Source organism: Streptomyces sp. NPDC053048 (genome assembly GCF_044547045.1).
Lineage (GTDB): Bacteria > Actinomycetota > Actinomycetes > Streptomycetales > Streptomycetaceae > Streptomyces.
In genome coordinates this window covers 108,518-127,544 of record NZ_JBITZS010000002.1, presented here as the reverse complement: position 1 = coordinate 127,544, position 19,027 = coordinate 108,518, and the positions used below count along the sequence as shown (strand labels likewise).

The 19,027-nt window shown below is 75.8% G+C and carries 11 protein-coding genes; 9 read left to right on the top strand and 2 right to left on the bottom strand.

What is annotated here, in order from left to right; genetic code table 11:
* Window positions 1-69 precede the first annotated feature (69 nt).
* Genes ACIG36_RS05775 through ACIG36_RS05735 form a run of 9 tightly spaced genes read left to right on the top strand, consistent with a single transcriptional unit; the run spans window position 70 to window position 9,576 of the window.
* Window positions 70-1,725, top strand: a complete 1,656-nt coding sequence (locus ACIG36_RS05775; RefSeq protein ID WP_399922551.1) for a carbamoyltransferase — start codon at window positions 70-72, stop codon at window positions 1,723-1,725.
* Window positions 1,722-2,795, top strand: coding sequence for a glycosyltransferase family 2 protein (locus ACIG36_RS05770; RefSeq protein ID WP_399922548.1), 1,074 nt, complete (start codon window positions 1,722-1,724; stop codon window positions 2,793-2,795). The genes ACIG36_RS05775 and ACIG36_RS05770 overlap by 4 nt, the downstream gene beginning before the upstream one ends.
* Window positions 2,792-3,352: a D-glycero-alpha-D-manno-heptose-1,7-bisphosphate 7-phosphatase gene (locus tag ACIG36_RS05765; RefSeq protein ID WP_399922546.1), complete on the top strand. Its 561-nt coding sequence runs from the start codon at window positions 2,792-2,794 to the stop codon at window positions 3,350-3,352. The genes ACIG36_RS05770 and ACIG36_RS05765 overlap by 4 nt, the downstream gene beginning before the upstream one ends.
* Entirely contained in the window at window positions 3,349-4,380 is a 1,032-nt protein-coding gene (locus ACIG36_RS05760; protein WP_399922543.1) for a glycosyltransferase family 9 protein, read from the top strand. Before ACIG36_RS05765 ends, ACIG36_RS05760 begins: the two co-directional genes overlap by 4 nt.
* Window positions 4,377-5,339: a glycosyltransferase gene (locus tag ACIG36_RS05755; protein ID WP_399922540.1), complete on the top strand. Its 963-nt coding sequence runs from the start codon at window positions 4,377-4,379 to the stop codon at window positions 5,337-5,339. Before ACIG36_RS05760 ends, ACIG36_RS05755 begins: the two co-directional genes overlap by 4 nt.
* Complete coding sequence (locus ACIG36_RS05750; RefSeq protein WP_399922537.1) at window positions 5,336-6,556, top strand: glycosyltransferase; 1,221 nt, start codon at window positions 5,336-5,338, stop codon at window positions 6,554-6,556. The genes ACIG36_RS05755 and ACIG36_RS05750 overlap by 4 nt, the downstream gene beginning before the upstream one ends.
* Window positions 6,553-7,158, top strand: a complete 606-nt coding sequence (locus ACIG36_RS05745; protein ID WP_399922535.1) for an SIS domain-containing protein — start codon at window positions 6,553-6,555, stop codon at window positions 7,156-7,158. The genes ACIG36_RS05750 and ACIG36_RS05745 overlap by 4 nt, the downstream gene beginning before the upstream one ends.
* The gene (gene rfaE2 / locus ACIG36_RS05740) at window positions 7,151-8,584 is read left to right on the top strand and encodes a D-glycero-beta-D-manno-heptose 1-phosphate adenylyltransferase (protein ID WP_399922532.1); all 1,434 of its coding nucleotides are present in this window, start codon (window positions 7,151-7,153) and stop codon (window positions 8,582-8,584) included. Before ACIG36_RS05745 ends, rfaE2 begins: the two co-directional genes overlap by 8 nt.
* Complete coding sequence (locus ACIG36_RS05735; protein ID WP_399922529.1) at window positions 8,581-9,576, top strand: glycosyltransferase family 9 protein; 996 nt, start codon at window positions 8,581-8,583, stop codon at window positions 9,574-9,576. The genes rfaE2 and ACIG36_RS05735 overlap by 4 nt, the downstream gene beginning before the upstream one ends.
* On the opposite strand, the gene ACIG36_RS05730 is transcribed toward ACIG36_RS05735, so the two are convergent.
* Together ACIG36_RS05730 and ACIG36_RS05725 are read right to left on the bottom strand one after the other, a co-directional pair.
* Window positions 9,558-10,889 carry an MFS transporter gene (locus tag ACIG36_RS05730; protein ID WP_399923949.1) on the bottom strand — a complete coding sequence of 444 codons (1,332 nt, stop codon included), beginning with the start codon at window positions 10,887-10,889 and terminating at the stop codon, window positions 9,558-9,560. The two genes, ACIG36_RS05735 and ACIG36_RS05730, sit on opposite strands and share 19 nt — an antisense overlap.
* 376 nt (window positions 10,890-11,265) lie before the next feature.
* The gene (locus tag ACIG36_RS05725) at window positions 11,266-18,885 is read right to left on the bottom strand and encodes a LamG-like jellyroll fold domain-containing protein (protein WP_399922526.1); all 7,620 of its coding nucleotides are present in this window, start codon (window positions 18,883-18,885) and stop codon (window positions 11,266-11,268) included.
* Window positions 18,886-19,027: the final 142 nt, after the last annotated feature.

Here is a 19,027-nt window from a genome sequence, read left to right as displayed (position 1 = left end):
GGTCCGCCCCTACGCCCCTACCTGAGTCGCCCGGTCCGCCCCGACCGGCCGGCAGACACGGAGCACGGCATGCGCATCCTCGGTATCAACGCCCTCTTCCACGACCCGGCGGCCGCGCTGGTCGTCGACGGGCGGATCGTCGCGGCCGCGGAGGAGGAGCGGTTCTCCCGGCGGAAGCACGGCAAGCGCCCCGTACCGTTCGCGGCCTGGGAACTGCCGCGCCTGTCCGCCGCCTGGTGCCTGGAGCACGCCGGGCTCACCCCCGCCGACCTGGACGCCGTCGCCTACTCCTACGACCCGGCGCTCGCCCGCCCCGCGTCCGCCATGGGCCTCGACGACCCCTGGGACCACCTGCGCCAGACCTACGCCCGCGAGGCGCCCGGCTTCCTGGCGGAGGCGCTGCCCGGACTCGACCCCGCCACCGTGCGGTTCGTCCCCCACCACGTCGCGCACGCGGCGTCCGCGGGCCTGGCCGCCCCGCACCCCGACAGTGCCGTGCTGGTGCTCGACGGGCGCGGCGAGTGCGCCTCCCACCTGGCGGGCCGGTACACCGGCGGCGTGCTGGACGTCCTCGCCACGCAGGTGCTGCCGCAGTCGCTGGGCCTGGTCTACGAGGAGCTGACGGAGCATCTGGGGTTCCTGCGCAGCAGCGACGAGTACAAGGTGATGGCGCTGGCGGCGTACGGCAAACCACGGTTCCTGCCGGAGCTGCGGGAGCACCTGTACGCCACGGGAGACGGCGGCTTCCACGCGCACGCGGTGCCCTGGGCGGCGCTGACCGCGCCGCGCGAGCCCGGACAGGAGTGGACGCAGGACCACGCCGACCTCGCCTCGAGCACCCAGGCGTGCCTGGAGGAACTGCTGCTGGACCTGGTGCGGTGGCTGCACGGCCGGACCGGCGCCGAGTCCCTGGCCATGGCCGGGGGAGTGGCCCTCAACTGCGTGGCCAACTCGAGGATCGCCCTCGAGGGCCCGTTCCGCCGCGTATGGGTGCAGCCGGCCGCCGGCGACGCGGGCACCGCACTCGGCGCGGCACTGCACCTGGCCGCGGGCCACGGTGCGCAGGCCGCCCCGATGGAGGGCGCCGACCTGGGCCGGGGCTGGTCGGACGAGGAACTGCGCCACTGGCTCGAACAGGCGCGGGTGCCCTACGAGCGGCCCACGGACATCGCCGTGGCCGTGGCCGAGGAACTGGCCCGCGACGGCATCGTCGCCTGGTTCCAGGGCCGCGCCGAGTACGGCCCCAGGGCGCTGGGCCACCGGTCGCTGCTGGCCCACCCCGGGCGGGCGGAGAACCTGGAGCGGCTCAACCACGTCAAGGGACGCGAGGAGTTCCGCCCGGTGGCGCCGATGGTCCTCGCCGACCGGGCGGCCGACATCTTCGAAGGCCCGCTGCCCAGCCCGTACATGCTCTTCGTGCACGGCGTCGCCCGCACCTGGCGCGAGCGGATCCCGGCCGTCGTGCACGTCGACGGCACCGCCCGGATCCAGACCGTCGACCCGGACCGGGAGCCGTTGGTGGCCCGGATGCTGGCCGCGTTCGAGCAGCGCACCGGGCTGCCCGTCGTCGTCAACACCAGCCTCAACACGGCCGGCCGGCCGATGGTCGACGACCCGAGGGACGCCCTGGAGTGCTTCGGCTCCGCCCCCGTCGACCTGCTGGCCATCGGCCCGTACGCGGTCCGCCGCGGCCGGGCGTACGCCGGCGGCGAGGAGGCGCCGTGAACACCGCCGACCCCCTGGCCTACGCGGTCGTCATCCCCACCGTCGGCCGCCCCTGCCTCGCCGACTGCCTTACGGCACTGGCCGCGGCGACCGGTCCGGCGCCGGCCGAGGTGGTCGTCGTCGACGACCGCCCCGCCTCCCGCCGGCCGCGTCCGCCACTGCCGCTGGAGGCGCTCGGCGAACTGCGCGCACGGGCCCGGACGTTGAGCACCGGCGGACGGGGGCCGGCCGCCGCCCGCAACGCCGGCTGGCACACGGCCGGCGCACCGTGGGTCGTCTTCCTCGACGACGACGTACGGGTCGGCCCGGCGTGGCGCGCCGAGCTGGCCGGTGACCTCGCCGCCCTCGCCCCCGAGGCGGGCGGCGTGCAGGGCGTCATCGAGGTGCCGCTGCCGGACGGGCGACCGCCCACGGACTGGGAGCGCAATACCGCCGGGCTGGCCGGCGCCCGCTGGGCGACCGCCGACATGGCCTACCGGCGGGCCGCCCTGGCGGACGCCGGCGGCTTCGACGAACGCTTCCCCCGGGCCTTCCGCGAGGACGCCGACCTGGCGTTGCGGGTCCTGGCCGCCGGCTGGCGACTGGAGCGCGGCACGCGCACCACCCGGCACCCCGTGCGGCCGGCCGACCGCTGGGTGTCGCTGCGCACCCAGGCGGGCAACGCCGACGACGCGCTCATGGTGCGCCTGCACGGCCGCGACTGGTGGCACCGGGCCGGCGCCCCGCGGGGCCGGCTGCGCGGCCACGCCGCGATCACCGCCGCCGGGGCCGCGGCGGTCGTCCTGGCCGCCACCGGCCACCGGGGCGCCGGCGCCCTCGCCGCCCTCGGCTGGGCGCTGGGCACCGCCGAGTTCGCACGGGCCCGCATCGCCCCCGGCCCGCGTACCCGGCCGGAGGTCACGACGATGCTCGCCACCAGCGTCGCCATCCCGCCGCTGGCCGTCTGCCACCGGCTGCGCGGCACCTGGCGGCACCGCGGCGCCCGGCCGCTGCCCGGCGCCTTCGCCCCGCCGGACGTGGTACCGGTCGCCGTGCACGCCGTCCTGCGGCAAGGAGGGCCGGTGACATGAACCGTGGCCGGGCGCCCGCCGCCGTGCTGTTCGACCGGGACGGCACGCTGGTCGAGGACGTCCCCTACAACGGCGACCCGCGCCGCGTGGTGCCCGTCGCCGGCGCCCGCACCGCGCTGGCCCTGCTGCGCCGGCACGGCGTGCGCACGGGCGTGGTCACCAACCAGTCGGGCGTGGCCCGCGGCCTGCTGACGATGGACCAGGTGCGCGGGGTCAACGCGCGCGTGGAGCGCCTGCTCGGCCCGTTCGACGTGTGGGCGGTGTGCCCGCACGGGCCGGACGACGGCTGCCCCTGCCGCAAGCCCGCCCCGGGCCTGGTCCTGGCCGCCGCCCGCGAGCTGGGGCTCGCCCCCGGCCGGTGCGCGGTGGTCGGCGACATCGGCAGCGACATGGCCGCGGCCGCGGCCGCAGGAGCCGCGGGCGTGCTCGTGCCGACCGCGGTGACGCGGCCCGAGGAGGTGGCCCGCGCCCCGCACACCGCACCCGACCTGCCCGGCGCGGTCCGCGCCCTGCTCGGCGCGGAGCTCCGCCTCCCGGACGGGGGCGGTGTGCGATGAGGGCCCTGGTGGCACGCCTCGACAGCTTCGGCGACGTCCTGCTCGCCGGGCCGGCCGTCCGCGCGGTGGCCGCGCGCGCCACGCGCACGGCCCTGCTGTGCGGGCCGCGGGGCGCCCCGGCGGCCCGGATGCTCCCCGGGGTCGACGACGTGATCGTCTGGGACGCGCCGTGGGTCGGCTTCGAGCCGCCGCCCGTCGACCGCGCCGACGTGGCCGCCTTCGTCGAGCGCGTCGCCGGATGGGCACCGGACACGGCCCTGGTGCTCACCTCCTTCCACCAGAGCCCCCTGCCCCTGGCGCTGCTGCTGCGGATGGCCGGCGTGCCGCGCCTGGCCGCCGACAGCGCCGACTACGCCGGCGCGCTGCTGGACGTACGCCACCGCCGGGCACCGCGCCGGCACGAGGTGGGGGCGGCGCTCGACCTGGCGCGGGCGGCGGGCTTCCCGCTGCCGGAGGACGACGACGGGCGCCTGGCCGTGCGCGAGCCGCCCGCGCCCGGAGGGCCGGTGGGCGAGCCGGGCTATGTGGTGGTGCACCCCGGTGCGGCGGTCCCCGCCCGGCGGTGGGGCCACGAGCGCTGCGCGGCGGCCGTCCGCCTCCTGACGCGGGCCGGCTACCGGGTGGTGGTCACCGGTGGCCCGGACGAACGGGAGCTGACGGCCGCCGTCGCCGGCCGCTCCGCCCTCGACCTCGGCGGCCGCACCGGCCCCGCCGAACTGGCCGGGGTGCTCGCGCGGGCCGCCGCCGTCGTGGTCGGCAACACCGGCCCCGCCCACCTGGCCGCCGCGGTGGGCACACCCGTGGTGTCGCTGTTCGCACCCGTGGTGCCCGCCGAGCGGTGGGCACCGTACGGGGTGCCGCACGTGCTGCTCGGCGACGAACGGGCGCCCTGCGCGGGCAGCCGCGCCCGCGTCTGCCCGGTCCCCGGGCACCCCTGCCTGAACGGGGTGCCCGCCGAGGACGTGCTGGCCGCCGTCGAGAAGCTCACCGGCCGGACCCCCGGCCTCGACCTCCCCGGAGCGCCATGAGGATCCTGCTGTGGCACGTGCACGGCTCGTGGACGACGGCGTTCGTCCAGGGCCCGCACACCTACGTGGTGCCCGTGACACCGGACCGGGGGCCCGACGGGCTGGGCCGCGCCGCCACCTTCGACTGGCCGTCCTGTGTGGTCGAACTCCCCCCGGAGCGGCTGCGGGAGGCCGGCGTCGACCTGGTCGTCCTCCAGCGTCCCCACGAGGCGGAGCTGGCCCGGCGATGGCTCGGCCGGCGCCCCGGCACCGACGTGCCCGCCGTCTACCTCGAACACAACGCCCCTGGCGGGCCCGTCCCCGACACACGGCACCCCGCCGCGGATCACCCCGGGCTGACCGTCGTGCACGTCACGCACTTCAACCGGCTGATGTGGGACTGCGGTTCCACGCCCACCACCGTCATCGAACACGGCATCGTCGACCCGGGCCCGCTGTGGACCGGCCGGCTGCCCAGGGCCGCGGTGGTCGTCAACGAGCCGCTGCGGCGCGGCCGCACCACCGGCACCGACCTGCTGCCCTACTTCAGCGGCGCCGCGCCGCTGGACGTCTTCGGGATGGGCACCGACGGCCTGGCCGCCCGGCTGGGCCTGCCGGCCGAGCGCTGCCTGACGAGGGAGCTCGTCCAGGGCGCGCTGCACCGGGAGATGGCCGAGCGCCGCGTCTACCTGCACCCGGTGCGATGGACGTCCCTGGGCCTGTCCCTGCTGGAGGCCATGCACCTGGGCATGCCGGTCGTCGCCCTGGCCACCACCGAGGTGGCCGAGGCCGTACCGGCGCGCGCCGGGGTGGTCTCCAACCGGCTCGACGTCCTGCACGACGCCGTCCGCGGCTTCCTGGCCGACCCCGCCCGCGCCCGCGAGACGGGCCGCGCGGCGCGCGCCGCCGCCCTCGCCCGCTACGGGCTGCAGCGGTTCCTGGACGACTGGGAGTGCCTGATCAAGGAGGTGACGCGATGAGGATCGCGATGGTGTCCGAGCACGCGAGCCCGCTGGCCGCGCTCGGCGGCCCCGACGCGGGCGGCCAGAACGTCTACGTCGCCCGCCTGGCGGAACTGCTCGCGGCCCGCGGCCACGACGTGACCGTCTACACCCGCAGGGACGACGCCGCCCTGCCCGACCGGGTGCCGCTGTCCGCCGGGACGGTCGTCGAGCACGTACGGGCCGGACCCGAGCGCATACTGCCCAAGGACGAACTCCTCGCCCACATGCCGCGCTTCGGCGAACACCTCGCGCGGGCCTGGCGTGACGAGCGCCCCGACGTGGTGCACGCCCACTTCTGGATGTCCGGCATGGCCGCCCTGCAGGGCGCCCGCGGCCTGGACCTGCCCGTCGTGCAGACCTACCACGCCCTGGGCACCGTCAAGCGCCGCCACCAGGGACCGGCCGACACCAGCCCCGCCGAACGCCCCGCCCTGGAACGGCGGATCGGGGCGTCCTGCGCCCGGGTGCTGGCCACCTGCTCCGACGAGGTCCGCGAACTGGGCCGCATGGGCATCGGGCCGGACCACTGCTCGGTGGTGCCCTGCGGCGTGGACACCGAGCACTTCGCGGCCCGCGGCCGCATAGCCCTCACCCCGGGGCGCCGGGCCCGCCACCGGCTGCTGGCGGTGGGACGCCTCGTCCCCCGCAAGGGCGTCGACCTCGCCCTGCGGGCGCTGCGCGCCGTCCCCGACGCCGAACTGGTGGTGGCCGGCGGGCCGCCCGCCGACGGGCTCGCCAAGGATCCCGAGGCGATGCGCCTGCTCGGTCTGGCACGCCAGTTGCGCGTCGCCGACCGGCTGGTCCTGCTCGGCTGCGTCCCCCACGAGGACATGCCCGCACTGCTGCGCAGCGCCGACGTGGTGCTGTGCACGCCGGTGTACGAGCCGTTCGGCATCGTGCCGCTGGAGGCCATGGCCTGCGGCATCCCCGTGGTGGCCACCGACGTCGGCGGGCACCGCGACACCGTCGTGGACGGCGAGACCGGGCTGCTGGTCCCACCGGGCCTGCCCGCCCCGCTCGCCGAGGCGGTGCGCGGCCTGCTCGCCGCACCCGGACGGCTGCGGTCCTACGGCCGGGCCGGGCGTGAGCGTGCCGTCACCCGCTTCACCTGGGAGAAGGTGGCGGACGGCGTCGAGCGCGTCTACCACCGGGCCGCCGACCACCGCCCCGTACCGTCAGGAGCCCCGCGATGACCGTCACGCGCACCACGCAGGCCGTCCCCGCCGCGGGCGGCGACCACTGCGGCCGGCTGCTGGCCGCACTCGAACGGTTCCGCGAGGAGAAGGCGGCCACCGCGCAGCGGTGGGGAACGCGCCTGGCGGTCGCCCTCTCCTCGGGGGGCCGGCTGCTCGCCGCCGGCAACGGCGGCAGCGCCGCCCAGGCCCAGCACCTGACCGCCGAACTCGTCGGCCGCTACCGCGAGGACCGGGCGCCGTACTCCGCGCTGGCCCTGCACACGGACACCTCCAGCTGCACCGCCATCGTCAACGACTACGGCGCGGACGAGCTGTTCGCCCGTCAGGTACGGGCGCACGCCCGGCCCGGGGACGTCCTCGTGCTGCTGTCGACGAGCGGGGCCAGCCCCAACCTGCTGCGGGCGGCCGCGGCCGGCCGCGCGGCGGCCATGGAGGTGTGGTCCCTGACCGGGCCCGCCCCCAACCCGCTGGCCGAGGCGGGCGACGACCGGCTGTGCGTGGAGGCCGCCACCACCGCCACGGTCCAGGAACTGCACTTGGTGGCGGTGCACATGATGTGCGACGCCTTCGACGCGGCGCTCGGGGGCGGCCATGGGTGAGGGCACACCGCTGCTGGTGGTCGGTGACGCGCTGCTCGACCGGGACCTGGTCGGCACGGCGGAACGACTCGCGCCGGACGCGCCGGTGCCGGTGCTCGACGGCTGCCAGGAACTGCTGCGGCCCGGCGGCGCGGCACTGGCCGCCTGCCTGGCCGCACGGGCGGGCCGGGCCGTCACGCTCGTCGCCCCGCTGGGCACGGACACGGCGAGCCGGCAGGTACGGGCGCTGCTCGAACCCCTGGTGACGGTGGTCCCGCTGCCCCTGGACGGGGCACTGGCGGAGAAGACCCGGGTGATGGCGGGAGGACGGCCGGTGGTGCGGCTGGACCGGGGCGACGGCCGGGCGGCCGGCGCCACCGGCCGGGCCCGCGAGGTCCTGGCGCAGGCGCCCGTCGTGCTGGTGGCCGACTACGCCAGGGGCGCCGCCGACGTGCTGCGCGCAGAGCTCGCCGCGCTCGCCCCGGGCACGGCGCTGGTGTGGGATCCGCACCCGCGCGGCCGCCCGCCCGTGCCCGGGGCCCGGCTGGTGACGCCCACGGGCGAGGAGGCCCGCTGCTTCGCGGGCGCCGCCGCGCCGGAAGGTGACGGGCTCGGCGCGGTGGCCCGCACGGCGGCGGAGCTGACGCGGCGCTGGCGGGCGGCGGGCGTGGCGGTGACCCTGGGCCGCCGCGGCGCCCTGCTCCACCAGGGCGAGGGGCCCATGCTCGTACCCGCCACCGCACAGCACAGCGGCGACGCCTGCGGCGCCGGGGACTGCTTCGCCGCCACGGCGGCCGGACTCCTCGGCGACGGCGCCCTGCCGGTGGAGGCGGTACAGGGGGCGGTGGCGGCGGCCACCCGCTACGTCGCCGAGGGCGGCGCCCGGACCGTCACCACCGGCCCGTCCTCGGCGGCCATCCCGGCCGGCGCCCCGGAGGAGGACGCCCTGCGGCTGGCGCGGCGGGTCCGGGCGGCGGGCGGCACGGTCGTCGCCGCGGGCGGCTGCTTCGACCTGCTGCACGCCGGCCACGTCAGCCTGCTCCAGCAGGCCCGGGGCATCGGCGACTGCCTGATCGTGTGCCTGAACTCCGACGCCTCCGTCCGCCGGCGCAAGGGCGCCGGGCGGCCGTTCAACCACCTGGCGGACCGGGTCCGGGTGCTGCGGGCCCTGCAGTGCGTCGACGCCGTCGCCGTCTTCGACGAGGACACACCCGAACGGCTGCTGTCCCGGCTGCGCCCGCACATCTGGGTCAAGGGCGGCGACTACGCGGTGGAGCAGCTGCCGGAGGCCGCGCAGCTCGCGGGCTGGGGCGGCCAGGCCGTGCTGCTGCCCTACCTCGACGGCCGTTCCAGCACCCTGCTGGCCACGCGTGCGGCGGACAGTCTCGCCGTCGCGCGGCGGACCACCGCCCCGGCCGACGCCGGCGCCGCCACGGGACGGCGATGACGACGGCCGGCCCCGACCGGCCCCGGCTGCTGGTGCTGCGCGCGCTCGGCCTGGGCGACCTGCTCACCGGGGTGCCCGCCCTGCGCGCGCTGCGCAGGGCGTTCCCGGACCACGAGCTGGTGCTGGCCGCGCCCGCCGACCTCGAGGCCGCCGCCGCGGCCTCGGGCGCCGTCGACACCCTGCTGCCCGCCGCCGCGCCCGGACGGGCCGTACCGGCCGCCCTTGCGTGGCGGGGCCCGCCGCCGAGCGTCGCGGTGGACCTGCACGGCAACGGCCCGCCGAGCCACCGGCTGCTGTCCGGCCTGCGCCCCGGCCGGCTGCTGGCCTTCGCCCACCCCGAAACCCCCGAGGTGACCGGCCCCCGCTGGGCGGCGCGGGAGCATGAGCGGGAGCGCTGGTGCCGGCTGCTGCGCGCCTACGGCATCCCGGCCGACGCCTCGGACCTGGCCCTGCCCCGGCCCGCCACACCGTCACCCGCCCCGGCCGCCGTCGTCCTGCACCCAGGCGCGGCCGCCCCCGCGCGCCGCTGGCCCGCCGAGCGTTACGCCGCCGTGGCCCGGTACCTGCTGGGGCGGGGACAGCGGGTGGCGGTGACCGGCGGGCCGGGCGAGGACGCCCTGGTGGCGGCCGTCGCCGTGCCGGGCACCGAGGCGTTTGCCGGGGGCCTGCCCTTCGAGGAGCTGTCGGCCCTGGTGGCCGGGGCGGCGGCCGTGGTGAGCGGCGACACGGGCATCGCCCACCTGGCCGTCGCCCTGGGCACCCCCAGCGTCACCCTCTTCGGCCCCGTGGCCCCCGCCCTGTGGGGCCCACCGCCGTCCCCCCGCCACACGGCGCTGTGGCATCCCGGGCCGCCGGGCGACCCGCACGGCCGCCGCCCCGACCCCTTGCTGCTGCGCATCCGCCCGGAGGAGGTCCTGCGGGCCCTCGCCCGCCAGGAGGCTTTGACTACCACCCGTCGTCCGACCGCTTCCGGTCAGGCCGCGGTCCCGTAGGCCGGAACCGGTTCCGGCACCGGAAGGGCGGCGGGGCGGCCGCCGGCGCGGCGGCGCCGCTCGGCCAGGGCGCCCGCGCCGATCACACCGGCGATGACGGCACCGCCGAGAACCAGCGCGCCCCGCTCGCCCGCGCCCTGGACCAGCAGGCCCAGCAGCGGCGGCCCGGCCAGGCCCCAGGCGGTGCTCACGCTGCGCCACACGCCCAGGACCCGGCCGCGCATATGGGCCGGCGGGTCCGTCTGCAGGACGGTGGTGGTCGCCGTGTCGGACACCGACTCCACGATGGCCATGGGGATGACCATGACCAGCAGCATCAGCAGCACCGGGCTCAGACCGGCCACGAGCTGCAGCAGGCCGCCGGCCGCGGCCAGCAGCGCCACCAGGCGCACGGTCGGCTTCCGCAGCCGCCCGGCGAGCACGGCGCCCACGATGCCGCCGGCCGCCAGCAGCGCGGAGACCAGGCCGTACGCCCCGGCGCCGCCGTCCAGCGGGCCGGTGACCAGGGTGGCCAGGGTGAGCTGGTAGTTGCGGCCCAGGACGGCGCTGACCGCGGCGATCACGGCGAGGGCGACGAGGCTGCGGCGGCTGAGGAAGAACGCCAGGCCGCCGCTGCCCCGCTCGGCCTTCGCGCCGCGCGGCCGGGCCGCCGCCGCGGCGGCCTCGGCGCGGGCGTGCGGCTGCAGGCGCAGGAAGGGGATGACGGCCGTCACGAAGAGGAAGGAGACACCGTTGACGGCGTAGGCGCCGGCGGTGCCGATGGTGGCGATGCCCACCGCCGCGAGGGCGGTACCGGCGAGCCGGCCGACGCTGTGCACCACGGAGCCCAGGGCGATCGCCGAGGGAACGTCCTTCTCCGGGACCAGGTCGTTGCCGAGCAGGGCCGTCGCCGGCCCGTCGACGGTGGCGATCAGACCGGTGATGCCCGCCAGGACCATCAGCAGCGGCACGTTCAGCATGTCGAAGGCCACCAGCGCGGCGGTGGCGAAGGCCACCATGGCCAGCAGCGCCTGGCTGACGGCGGCGGTGAGCTTGCGCGGCAGCCGGTCGACCACGGCACCGCCCAGCAGACCGAACAGCAGACCGGGCGCGGCCTGCACGGACAGCGACAGACCGGTGGTCGCGGCCGAGCCGGTCAGCTGCAGGACGAGCAGGTTCTGCACGGTCAGCTGCATCCACGTGCCGAGGTTCGACACCAGGTTGGCGGCCGACCACCAGCGCATGCTGCGGCTGCGCAGGCAGCGCCACGGCGAACGATCACCGGCGGCCGTAGCCGTGTCCCGGCGGGCGAGGAGACCGCGCACGACCCGCACGGGGAACGCGGGGCCGGCGGCAGCGGAGGAAGCGGGCTGGGCAGGGGCGGCGGAGGAAGGGCGCAAGGGTCCGTCCGGTCGTCGGGGAAACGGCGGTCCGGCACGTCACGCCGCCGGACGGGCCGGGACGTCGAAAACCCCGCCGCGTGGATCACCGCGGGCGGGGGCCGGGAGGACGCCGTGGCACGGCGCTCCCCAGGGGGATCGCTCCGACGTCCCCGACATCGTCACAAGCGCTTCCCGGCGTTGAGAAGTTCACCGGCTGTGCGGTCGGTCACCCCGCCCCGAGGAGCCCTTGCCGCGCCGGGGCGGCAAGGGCTCCGGGGTGCCGCGCGTCACACGGCGGGCGGCCGCCCGGGGCCGCCCGCCGTGGCCGTCAGCCCTCGACCCCGTAGTACTGGGCGAGGAAGCGGGTCACCTCCTCGGCATGCGGGCGCAGCTCCGGCAGGTGCGTGGCCAGCGCACCGCTCACGGCCGCGGACAGCTCGGGCAGACCGGTGGCCGCGCCCTTGACGTACGGGTCGAGGCGCCGGACGAGCTCGTAGTTGCTCTCCACGTCCAGCTGGCGCATCGCACGCTCCAGCGGCGCGGCGTCGGCGGTCGCGACCGGCGGCAGCAGGCGGCTGACGAACGTCACCCGGTGCATGACCCGCCAGCACGGCGGCTTCCGGTCGGACTGGCGCGCCTGACGCAGCGCGGCCGCGTTGGGGTCGGTGCCGTTCTCCAGCCAGGCCGGGTCGACGACCTTGTGGAAGAAGGTGTCGAAGTGCTCGGTGTCCTCCCCGAGGTAGAAGCTGAGGAACCGGTACGCGTCGACCTTGCCCGGCGCGTTGACCGGCTTGCCGTCGGCGTCGAAGACCGGCTTGCGGTTGGCGTCGTACTGCTGGACGTTGCCGGACGGCGCACACGTGACGTTCAGGCCGAAGGAACGGGTGGCCTGCTTGCCGCGCGCCCGCGTGACGGTCATGCCGCCGCCGACCGACGCGTCCAGCTGCGCGTTGACGCCGACCCCCATGACGTCGAACGACGTGCCGACGGACGCGCCCACCGAGCCGGACAGCGAGTACGAGCCGGACGTGGTCTCGCTCACCGCGTCGGCGGTCTCCGTCGTCTCGGCGAAGAACCCGCCGTCCGCCGTCCAGACGTAGGTGTTGACCAGGTCCCGGCGGGAGAAGCCGTCGCCGGTGGCGTTGCCCGTCGTGTCACGGCCCTTGCCGGGCGCGGTGTCGCCGCCGATCGCGCCGCCGAGGACGCGGCCCGCGCGCTCGGCCGTGGGGTCGGGGGTGTGGGTCTCGGTGGAGACCGTCTCGTAGTAGCTGCGCAGCCGCTGCTGCTCGCGCTGGATGCGGCGCTTGATGGCATAGGCCTCGCGCGGCTTGTAGTAGCTGTACTCGCCGTGCTCACGGGCCGATGTGTAGTCGGGGTCGAGGACCCTGCCGCGCTCGTCGAAGCCGACCGTGCCGTCGAGCGTCCCCTGCTTGGTGTAGCGCGGGTTGAGCGGGAAGGGGACGACGTTCCAGTCCTTGGGGACGTCCGGGTTGGGCTGGATGCGGTAGGCGACCAGGGCCCCGCTGTGCGCCAGGCGCAGCGCGAAGACGTCGGCGGTCTGCGACTGCACGACGGCGAAGCCGGTGTTGACGGGCACATAGCGGCGGCCGAGCGCGGGGTTGAGGGGCCTCAGCGGGTCCTCCCAGCTGCCCGACAGGTCGACCTTCATCGCACGGGAGGTGTTCTCGCCCTGCGAGACGGAGGTCTCGTCGGCCCAGCTGTTGGAGAACTCCAGGCTGCCGCGCACGCCCACCGACACCTTCGCCTTCGCCATCGACTTGGCGACGCCGAAGCCCAGCGGGGCGGCGATCATCCACATGTCGACGTCGACCTCGTTCGACAGCGCGAAGTCGAACGCCGCGTCCACGCTGCGCTCCTTGGCCGAGGACAGCGAGTGGACGACCTCCTCGGCCTCCCTGAATTCCACGGAGGCGATCCCGTCGTAGGTGGCCCGGTCGGGGTCGATCGTGTTGGGCGTGAGGTTCTCCGAGGGCACGGGAGGCGCGCCCTCGACGTAACCGATGAGCTGCGGGTCGAACTGCACCTGGCTGACCCACTGGCTGATCAGGTCGCCCACCTTGTAGCCGGTGACCAGGTGCCAGCGCCCGTCGCGCAGGTACCCGTACGCCCGCTTCAGCACACCGAACGCCTCGCCCTTGACCGTGTACTGCATGTCCGCGTACTCGGCGACGGCCGGCGCGCCCGTGACCGTCTCGTGGAAGGGCGTGCGCATCGCGGCCAGGGCCGAGCGGACCTGGGCGGTGTCGCTGGAGACGGGCGCGGTGGACAGGACGGTGGCGGGGCGGCGGGGAGCCGTGGCCGGCGTGAGGTCGTTGCCGCGCAGGCCCTCGTCGCGCACGACATCCGCGGCCTCGTCGGTGGAGGCCCGGTCGAAGGACCAGTAGGCGATCAGGTCCTCCTTCTCGCCCCTGAGCCGCGTGAAGAGGTTGTCGAGCACCTGCTCCTGCGTGCGGGCGGTGCGCCAGAGGCGGACCTCTTCGAGGATGCCGTGGAAGGGCTGGGTGACCTGGCCGTCCACGAGCCGGGCGCCGAGGGAGAGCTGGGCGTCGCCGTAGCCGGCGAAGTCCGGGGACGCCAGCGGCTCGCAGGCCAGCGAGACGCCGTTGCGGTAGATCCGGAAGACGCTGCCGCGCGGGTCGGGGTTGCGGGTCCAGCGGGCGCCGCGCAGCCGGGCCGGGTGCGAGCCGGTGGTGTCGGCCGCGGTGTTGCCGGCGTTCTCCTCGAACCGCCATTGCGCGGTCAGGCCGCGGTCGCGGGCGGAGACGGGCGTCCCGAGCTGCGCCGCGTCCCGCGCGAGGCTCCACAGCCGGACCTCGGCGACGACACCGGTGAGGAAGTGGGTCTCCAGGCCCTCGCGGGCCCGGCCGATGTCGAGCGTGCCGGTGTTGCCCTTGGCGCCGGGCCCCTCGTAGCGGGCCGAGCCGGCTTCGCGGCCGTCGATGAAGAAGCGGATGTCCTGCCATTCCTGGACATCGACGGACTCCACGAGCTCGACGGTCTGCTTGACGGGCTTGCCGTCGGCGCCCGCCGCGGTGATCTCCTTGCTGCCCTTGCGCTCCTGCATCGACCGGCCGCTCTTGCGGACGACGGCGAGGCGGTGGAACGTCCCGGCGCCCACGGCCTCGGCGGAGGTGAAGCGCACCGGCTTGCCGTCCGGCTCCTCGAAGCCGAACTCCAGCTTCCCGTCGGGCAGGACGAGCAGCCGGTACGGGACGCTGCCGCCGGAGCCGTCGGCGGTACGGCCCTTGGAGAGCAGGCCCTGGGCCGTGCCGAGGGCGTCGACGCGGCAGAAGACCTCGAGGGTGAGGTCGCCGGGGATGTCGAGGGCGTCGTTGTCGGGTGCCTCGAGGTACGCGCCGCCCGAGAGCTCGACGGCCCAGGACTGCTCGTAGGCGGCCGCGAGGTGGGCCCACTCGTGCGGCGCGAAGGAGGCGCGGGTGGCCACCAGCCGGTCACCGGCCCCGGCGACGATGCGGTACGACGTGTCCGCGGCCGACGTGAGCTCGGCGGGCGCGGTCGTGGTGGTGACACCGTCGCGCAGGTAGACGTGCCGGTTCTGGCCGGAGCGGTCCAGGACGCCGGGCTTGCCGCCCACCTGGGCCGGCGGGTCGCCGCAGGGCCAGTAGCCCATCAGGCCGGGTTCCTGGCCGGTCAGACGTACGTTCTTGCGGTCCCGGATCTCCGCCGCGGTGCGGGCGGTGTCCCAGAGCCGGACCTCGTCCATCTCCACGGCGGCGTAGTCGGGCACCCAGCCGGCGAAGGAGCTGCCGAAGCTGAAGAGGCCCTCTCCCTGGTACGTGCCCGAGGCGACGCGCCGGTCCTCGGCGATGCCGTCCCGGTAGATCACCTGTTCCCGGGTGGTCGCGTCGAAGACGCAGGCCCAGTGGTGCCAGCCCGGGAGGTCCTGGCCGTGGGTGGTGCTGAGGTCGTCACCGTAGAAGGCGAAGGTGAAGGTGCTGTTCTCGCGCCAGCCGATGTGCAGGGCGCCCCTTGTGGTGGCGTGCGACGTGCCGTGGCCGACGACGTACTGCGCCTTGCCGTCCCATTCCTTCGTGCGCCGCGCCCAGAACTCCACCGTGAAGGACTGCCCCGCGAGGCTGAAGCCGTTCTCGGTCATGGCCACGCCGCTCGTGCCGTCGAAGGCCAGGGCGGGCACGGCGGTGGCGGTCGGGGCGAGCAGCCCCAGCGTGTAGGGGACCTCGCCGGTGCCGGTGTGCACGATCCGCGCCGCGCCCGACACCGCCTCGGGGTTGACCCAGGCCTCCAGGGTCAGGTCGCGGGTCACCGCCACCCGGTCCAGCCCCTCCTGCGGCAGGGTGAGGATGTTCTCCCGCCCGTCGAAGGAGTACGCCCGGCCCGGCTGGTCCGCGCGCCAGCGGCAGCCGTGCCCGGCGACGAGGTCCGAGACCTCACCGAGCGGGACCTCCCGGGCCGTGCCCGGGTCGGCCAGCACCAGCCGGGAGCCCGCGGAGAGCGGGACGCCGGGGCGGTTGGAGGAGGCGCGGCGGTGGTCGTAACGCAGCCGCTGGACCGCTTCGCCCGGCTGCGGCTCGGGGCCGCCCTCGCCGGCGTCCAGCCGGAGCGAGGCGGCTCCCGTCGCGTGGGCGACCTCCGTGAGGTAGAGGTGGCCGCCGACCGTGACGGGGGTACCGGCGGGCAGGGCGGCGGAGAGGGGTTCGGCGAGCCGGAGGACACCGCCGACGACGTCGCCCGCCTTGCCGCCGGACAGCAGTCTCGTGGTCGCGTCGAACGACTTCACCGCGCCGACCGTGACGGGCTCCTCGGGTGTCCCGTTGACGATCGCGGCGAAGTCGGCGGCCTGGCGCGGCAGCCGCTGCCAGGTCTCGCGCTCCTCGCCACGCTCGATGGTCACGTCGCACAGGCCGGGGCCGTCGCCTTGCGTGACCCGGATGGTGACCGAGCCCAGGCCGGTGCCGGAGTCCCGGGCGGTGAAGGTGACGGCCTGGCCGTCGTCGGCCGTCAGGCGGCGGGAGGAGCGTACGACCGTGGTGTCGTAGTAGGTGGCGAAGAACTGCCCGTTGGTGCCCCGGAAGTACAGCACGACGTTTCCGGTGGCGCTGTCCAGCAGGTACGGCCGGTCGGCCGAGCGGGCGAAGGCCAGCAGGGCGCCGGAGGTGCTCAGTCCGGTGCGGTCGAGGGAGAGCTGGGGCATGGGCAGCGCGATGTCGTCGGCGCCCTTGAGGCCGCCCGTGAGGCGGGCGAGCTCGTCGCGCCTGGCCGTCAGCTCGGCCTGGTCGGCCTCGATCTCGCGGCGGCGCCGCTCCAGCAGCCCACGCTGGGGGCGGAGCTCGGCGAGCTGGGCGTCGAGCGCCTCCACGCGCTGGGCGGCGTCGCGGATGTCGGAGTGCCCGAGGTCGTGCCTGCGGACCCGTTCGAAGGCGAGCAGCGCTTCGCCGGACTCGGTGACTATGGCGGAGTCGTACTGGACGACGCGGTCGCCGAGCCGGTCGGGGGCGCAGACCGCCTTGTCGCTCTTCCGGTTGACCAGGGTGCTGTAGCCGTCGGCGCTGTCGTGGATGACGAAGAGACTGTTCCCGGCGCCGGGCTCCCGCTTGTAGACGATGAGTTCACCGTCGTTGTCCATGCTCGCACCGGAGACGTTCATGTCCTTGCCGGTGTGGAGGTTGAGCACGTGGTAGGGGGTCGCCCCGCTCCAGGAGGGCGGGTACTGGAGGGTCCAGAGCACCGACTTCGCGTCCTTGTCGGCGGTCCGGATCAGCGGCGGATAGTCCCCCTGTCCCTGCCCGTCGCCCTTCACGGCGAGGTACTGCGGCTTGCCGTCCCGGGTGTTCTTCAGACGCAGCCGGAACGCCCAGCCGCTGAGGTCCTGCGACCGCTGGTAGTACAACTCGCGCTGGCGCTCCAGCTCCGGCACGTCGGCGGTCTGCCGGGCGAGCTCGGCGGCCTCGGTCTCCTTGGCCGTGATGTCCCGGACCAGTTCGCGGATCCGGGCGTCCAGCTCGCTGATGGTCTCGACGTCGGAGCTGCCCTCCGGCGCGGCGAGCACCGGCAGCGCCAGCTCGTCGGGAACCTGGGCGAGGCGCCCGTCGCGCCCGACGCCGAAGTCGACGGTGGCGACGTACGCCTCCTCGGTCTCCGCGCCGGTCTTCGGGTCGGGGCCGGAGGTGGCGTACGACAGGAGCACGCGGGCCTGGCGCTTGGCGGGCTTCGGCTCCTGGCCGTAGCCGACGGCGGTGTCCTCCTGCTGGTGGTACAGCACGGCGGACAGCCCGGAGACGACGCTGCGGCCGGCCACGGAGAAGCTGTCGCGGCGCACGCCCGGGTGGTCGCCGATCGGCGCCTCGGACGTCACCCAGCGCGGGCCGCCGATGAGTTCGCCGTGCCGGGCGTGGTCGGTCTGGTCGTGCAGACGGGTGCCGGCTCCCTCGTCGAAGCGGTAGTAGGCGACGAGGCCGGGGTCGTTGCCGATGAGGCGGACGCCCTTGTCGCGCTCGATCTCGTCGGCGGTGCGGGCGCGGTCCCAGACGCGCACCTCGTCGAGCTCGGCGCGGGCGCCCTGGGCGAGGGCGCGGCCCAGCAGCAGGGCGCCGGTGCCGGTGTAGCCGGCGTCCGTGGTGCGGCTGCCGGCCAGCACGCCGTCGCGGTAGACGGTCTGGCGGCGGGCGGCGTGCTCGTGGACGCAGGCCCAGTGGTGCCAGGCGGTGTCCTCGGTGCGCACCTCGGCGTTGAGGTCCTCGGCGTAGAAGGCGAAGGTGAAGCGGTTGTCCTCGCGGAAGCCGATGTGCAGGGACTTGTGCGGGCTGCCCGCCTCGTCGCCGTGGCCGACGAGGAACTCCTGGCGGCCGTGCGCGGTGCGCCGCGCCCAGAACTCGACGGTGAAGTCGCGCCCGGCGAGCTCGGGCCCCTCGGCGACGCGCACATGGGCGTCGCCCTCGCCGAAGGCCAGCGCCGTCTCGGCGTGTCCTTCCGTGCTGACGACGGGGATCAGCGGCTGCCCGGTGAACGGGCAGGTGCCGGGGCCGGGTTCGTGGACGGCGTCGCGGTGGGAGGGGTCGGGGCTGGTCCAGGCCTGGGTGCCCTGGAGGTTGAACAGCCCGTCGCGGCCCTGCTCGACGTTGAACGAGTCGATGCGGCCGGTGGCGTCGTTGTGCGCGAAGACCTGCCAGCGCTGCCGGCCGTGGACGGCGGTGGGCACGAGGAGGGCGGCGAAGCGTCCGCCGGAGAGGTTGCGGACGAACGACAGTTCCTGGGTGGGCTCGTGGAAGGGGCGGCCCTCCATGTCCGTCGTGCCCAGGCTGTCCTTGGCCGAGTCGGGGCGGGTCCGGTGGCGGCTGCGGCGGTAGCGGGTCTCCAGGACGGGCTTGAGCTCGCCGCCGACGAGCAGGTACCGGTCGAACAGGAGGGTGTCCGCCACCAGCGGCACCTTGGCGCCCGACGCGTCCATGACGTAGTCCGCGCGGTCGGGGTCGCCGGAGGACGCGCCGCCGGACAGCTTGTGGACGGCGTCGGGGTCGCCGGCGGCGACGGACTGGCGCAGCACCACGACGTGGGTGCCGTCGGACAGCGCGTGGAACGGGGCGAGGGCGGTGAGCCTGGCCGTCGTGGAGAGGAAGGGGTCCACCTCGTCGTCGTCCAGCCGCTCGCCGGCCGCCGCCTCCACCCGGCCGCCGCTCTTGACGACCGGCAGCGCGGTGGCGCCGACGGCGGCGAATCCCACGTCCGTGATCTCGGAGGGGAAGCGGAGCGGGAGCGGGTTCTCCGACCAGTAGGCGGCGTCCAGCTCGCCCTTGGACTCGTCGTGGCGCGAGAGGTCCAGGACGCTGTAGACGAGGCGCCGCCGGTCGTCCATGGCTAACGCGATCGTGGTGCCCTGGTGGCGCACGGTGGTGGTGTGGACGTAGGCGCGGTCGCTGTAGACCTTGAGCACATGCTGTTCGGCGGACAAGAAGTCTCTCCCGGAGCGCTCGTCGAAGAGCGGATGAAGTGGACGGCCGGGGGCAGGAGCGCCCCGGGGCCGCGCGCCGCTCCCCCGTCGCGAGCGCGAAGATCAACCATTACCGGGGGGTAACCGGCCGTCAAGGGAAGAT

Excerpts from the sequence above, each read along its gene's own strand:
- ACIG36_RS05775 (WP_399922551.1), top strand. The coding sequence starts at position 70 with ATGCGCATCCTCGGTATCAACGCCCTCTTCCACGACCCGGCGGCCGCG.
- rfaE2 (WP_399922532.1), top strand. The coding sequence starts at position 7,151 with ATGGGTGAGGGCACACCGCTGCTGGTGGTCGGTGACGCGCTGCTCGAC.
- ACIG36_RS05765 (WP_399922546.1), top strand. The coding sequence starts at position 2,792 with ATGAACCGTGGCCGGGCGCCCGCCGCCGTGCTGTTCGACCGGGACGGC.
- ACIG36_RS05755 (WP_399922540.1), top strand. The coding sequence starts at position 4,377 with ATGAGGATCCTGCTGTGGCACGTGCACGGCTCGTGGACGACGGCGTTC.
- ACIG36_RS05735 (WP_399922529.1), top strand. The coding sequence starts at position 8,581 with ATGACGACGGCCGGCCCCGACCGGCCCCGGCTGCTGGTGCTGCGCGCG.
- ACIG36_RS05745 (WP_399922535.1), top strand. The coding sequence starts at position 6,553 with ATGACCGTCACGCGCACCACGCAGGCCGTCCCCGCCGCGGGCGGCGAC.
- ACIG36_RS05750 (WP_399922537.1), top strand. The coding sequence starts at position 5,336 with ATGAGGATCGCGATGGTGTCCGAGCACGCGAGCCCGCTGGCCGCGCTC.
- ACIG36_RS05760 (WP_399922543.1), top strand. The coding sequence starts at position 3,349 with ATGAGGGCCCTGGTGGCACGCCTCGACAGCTTCGGCGACGTCCTGCTC.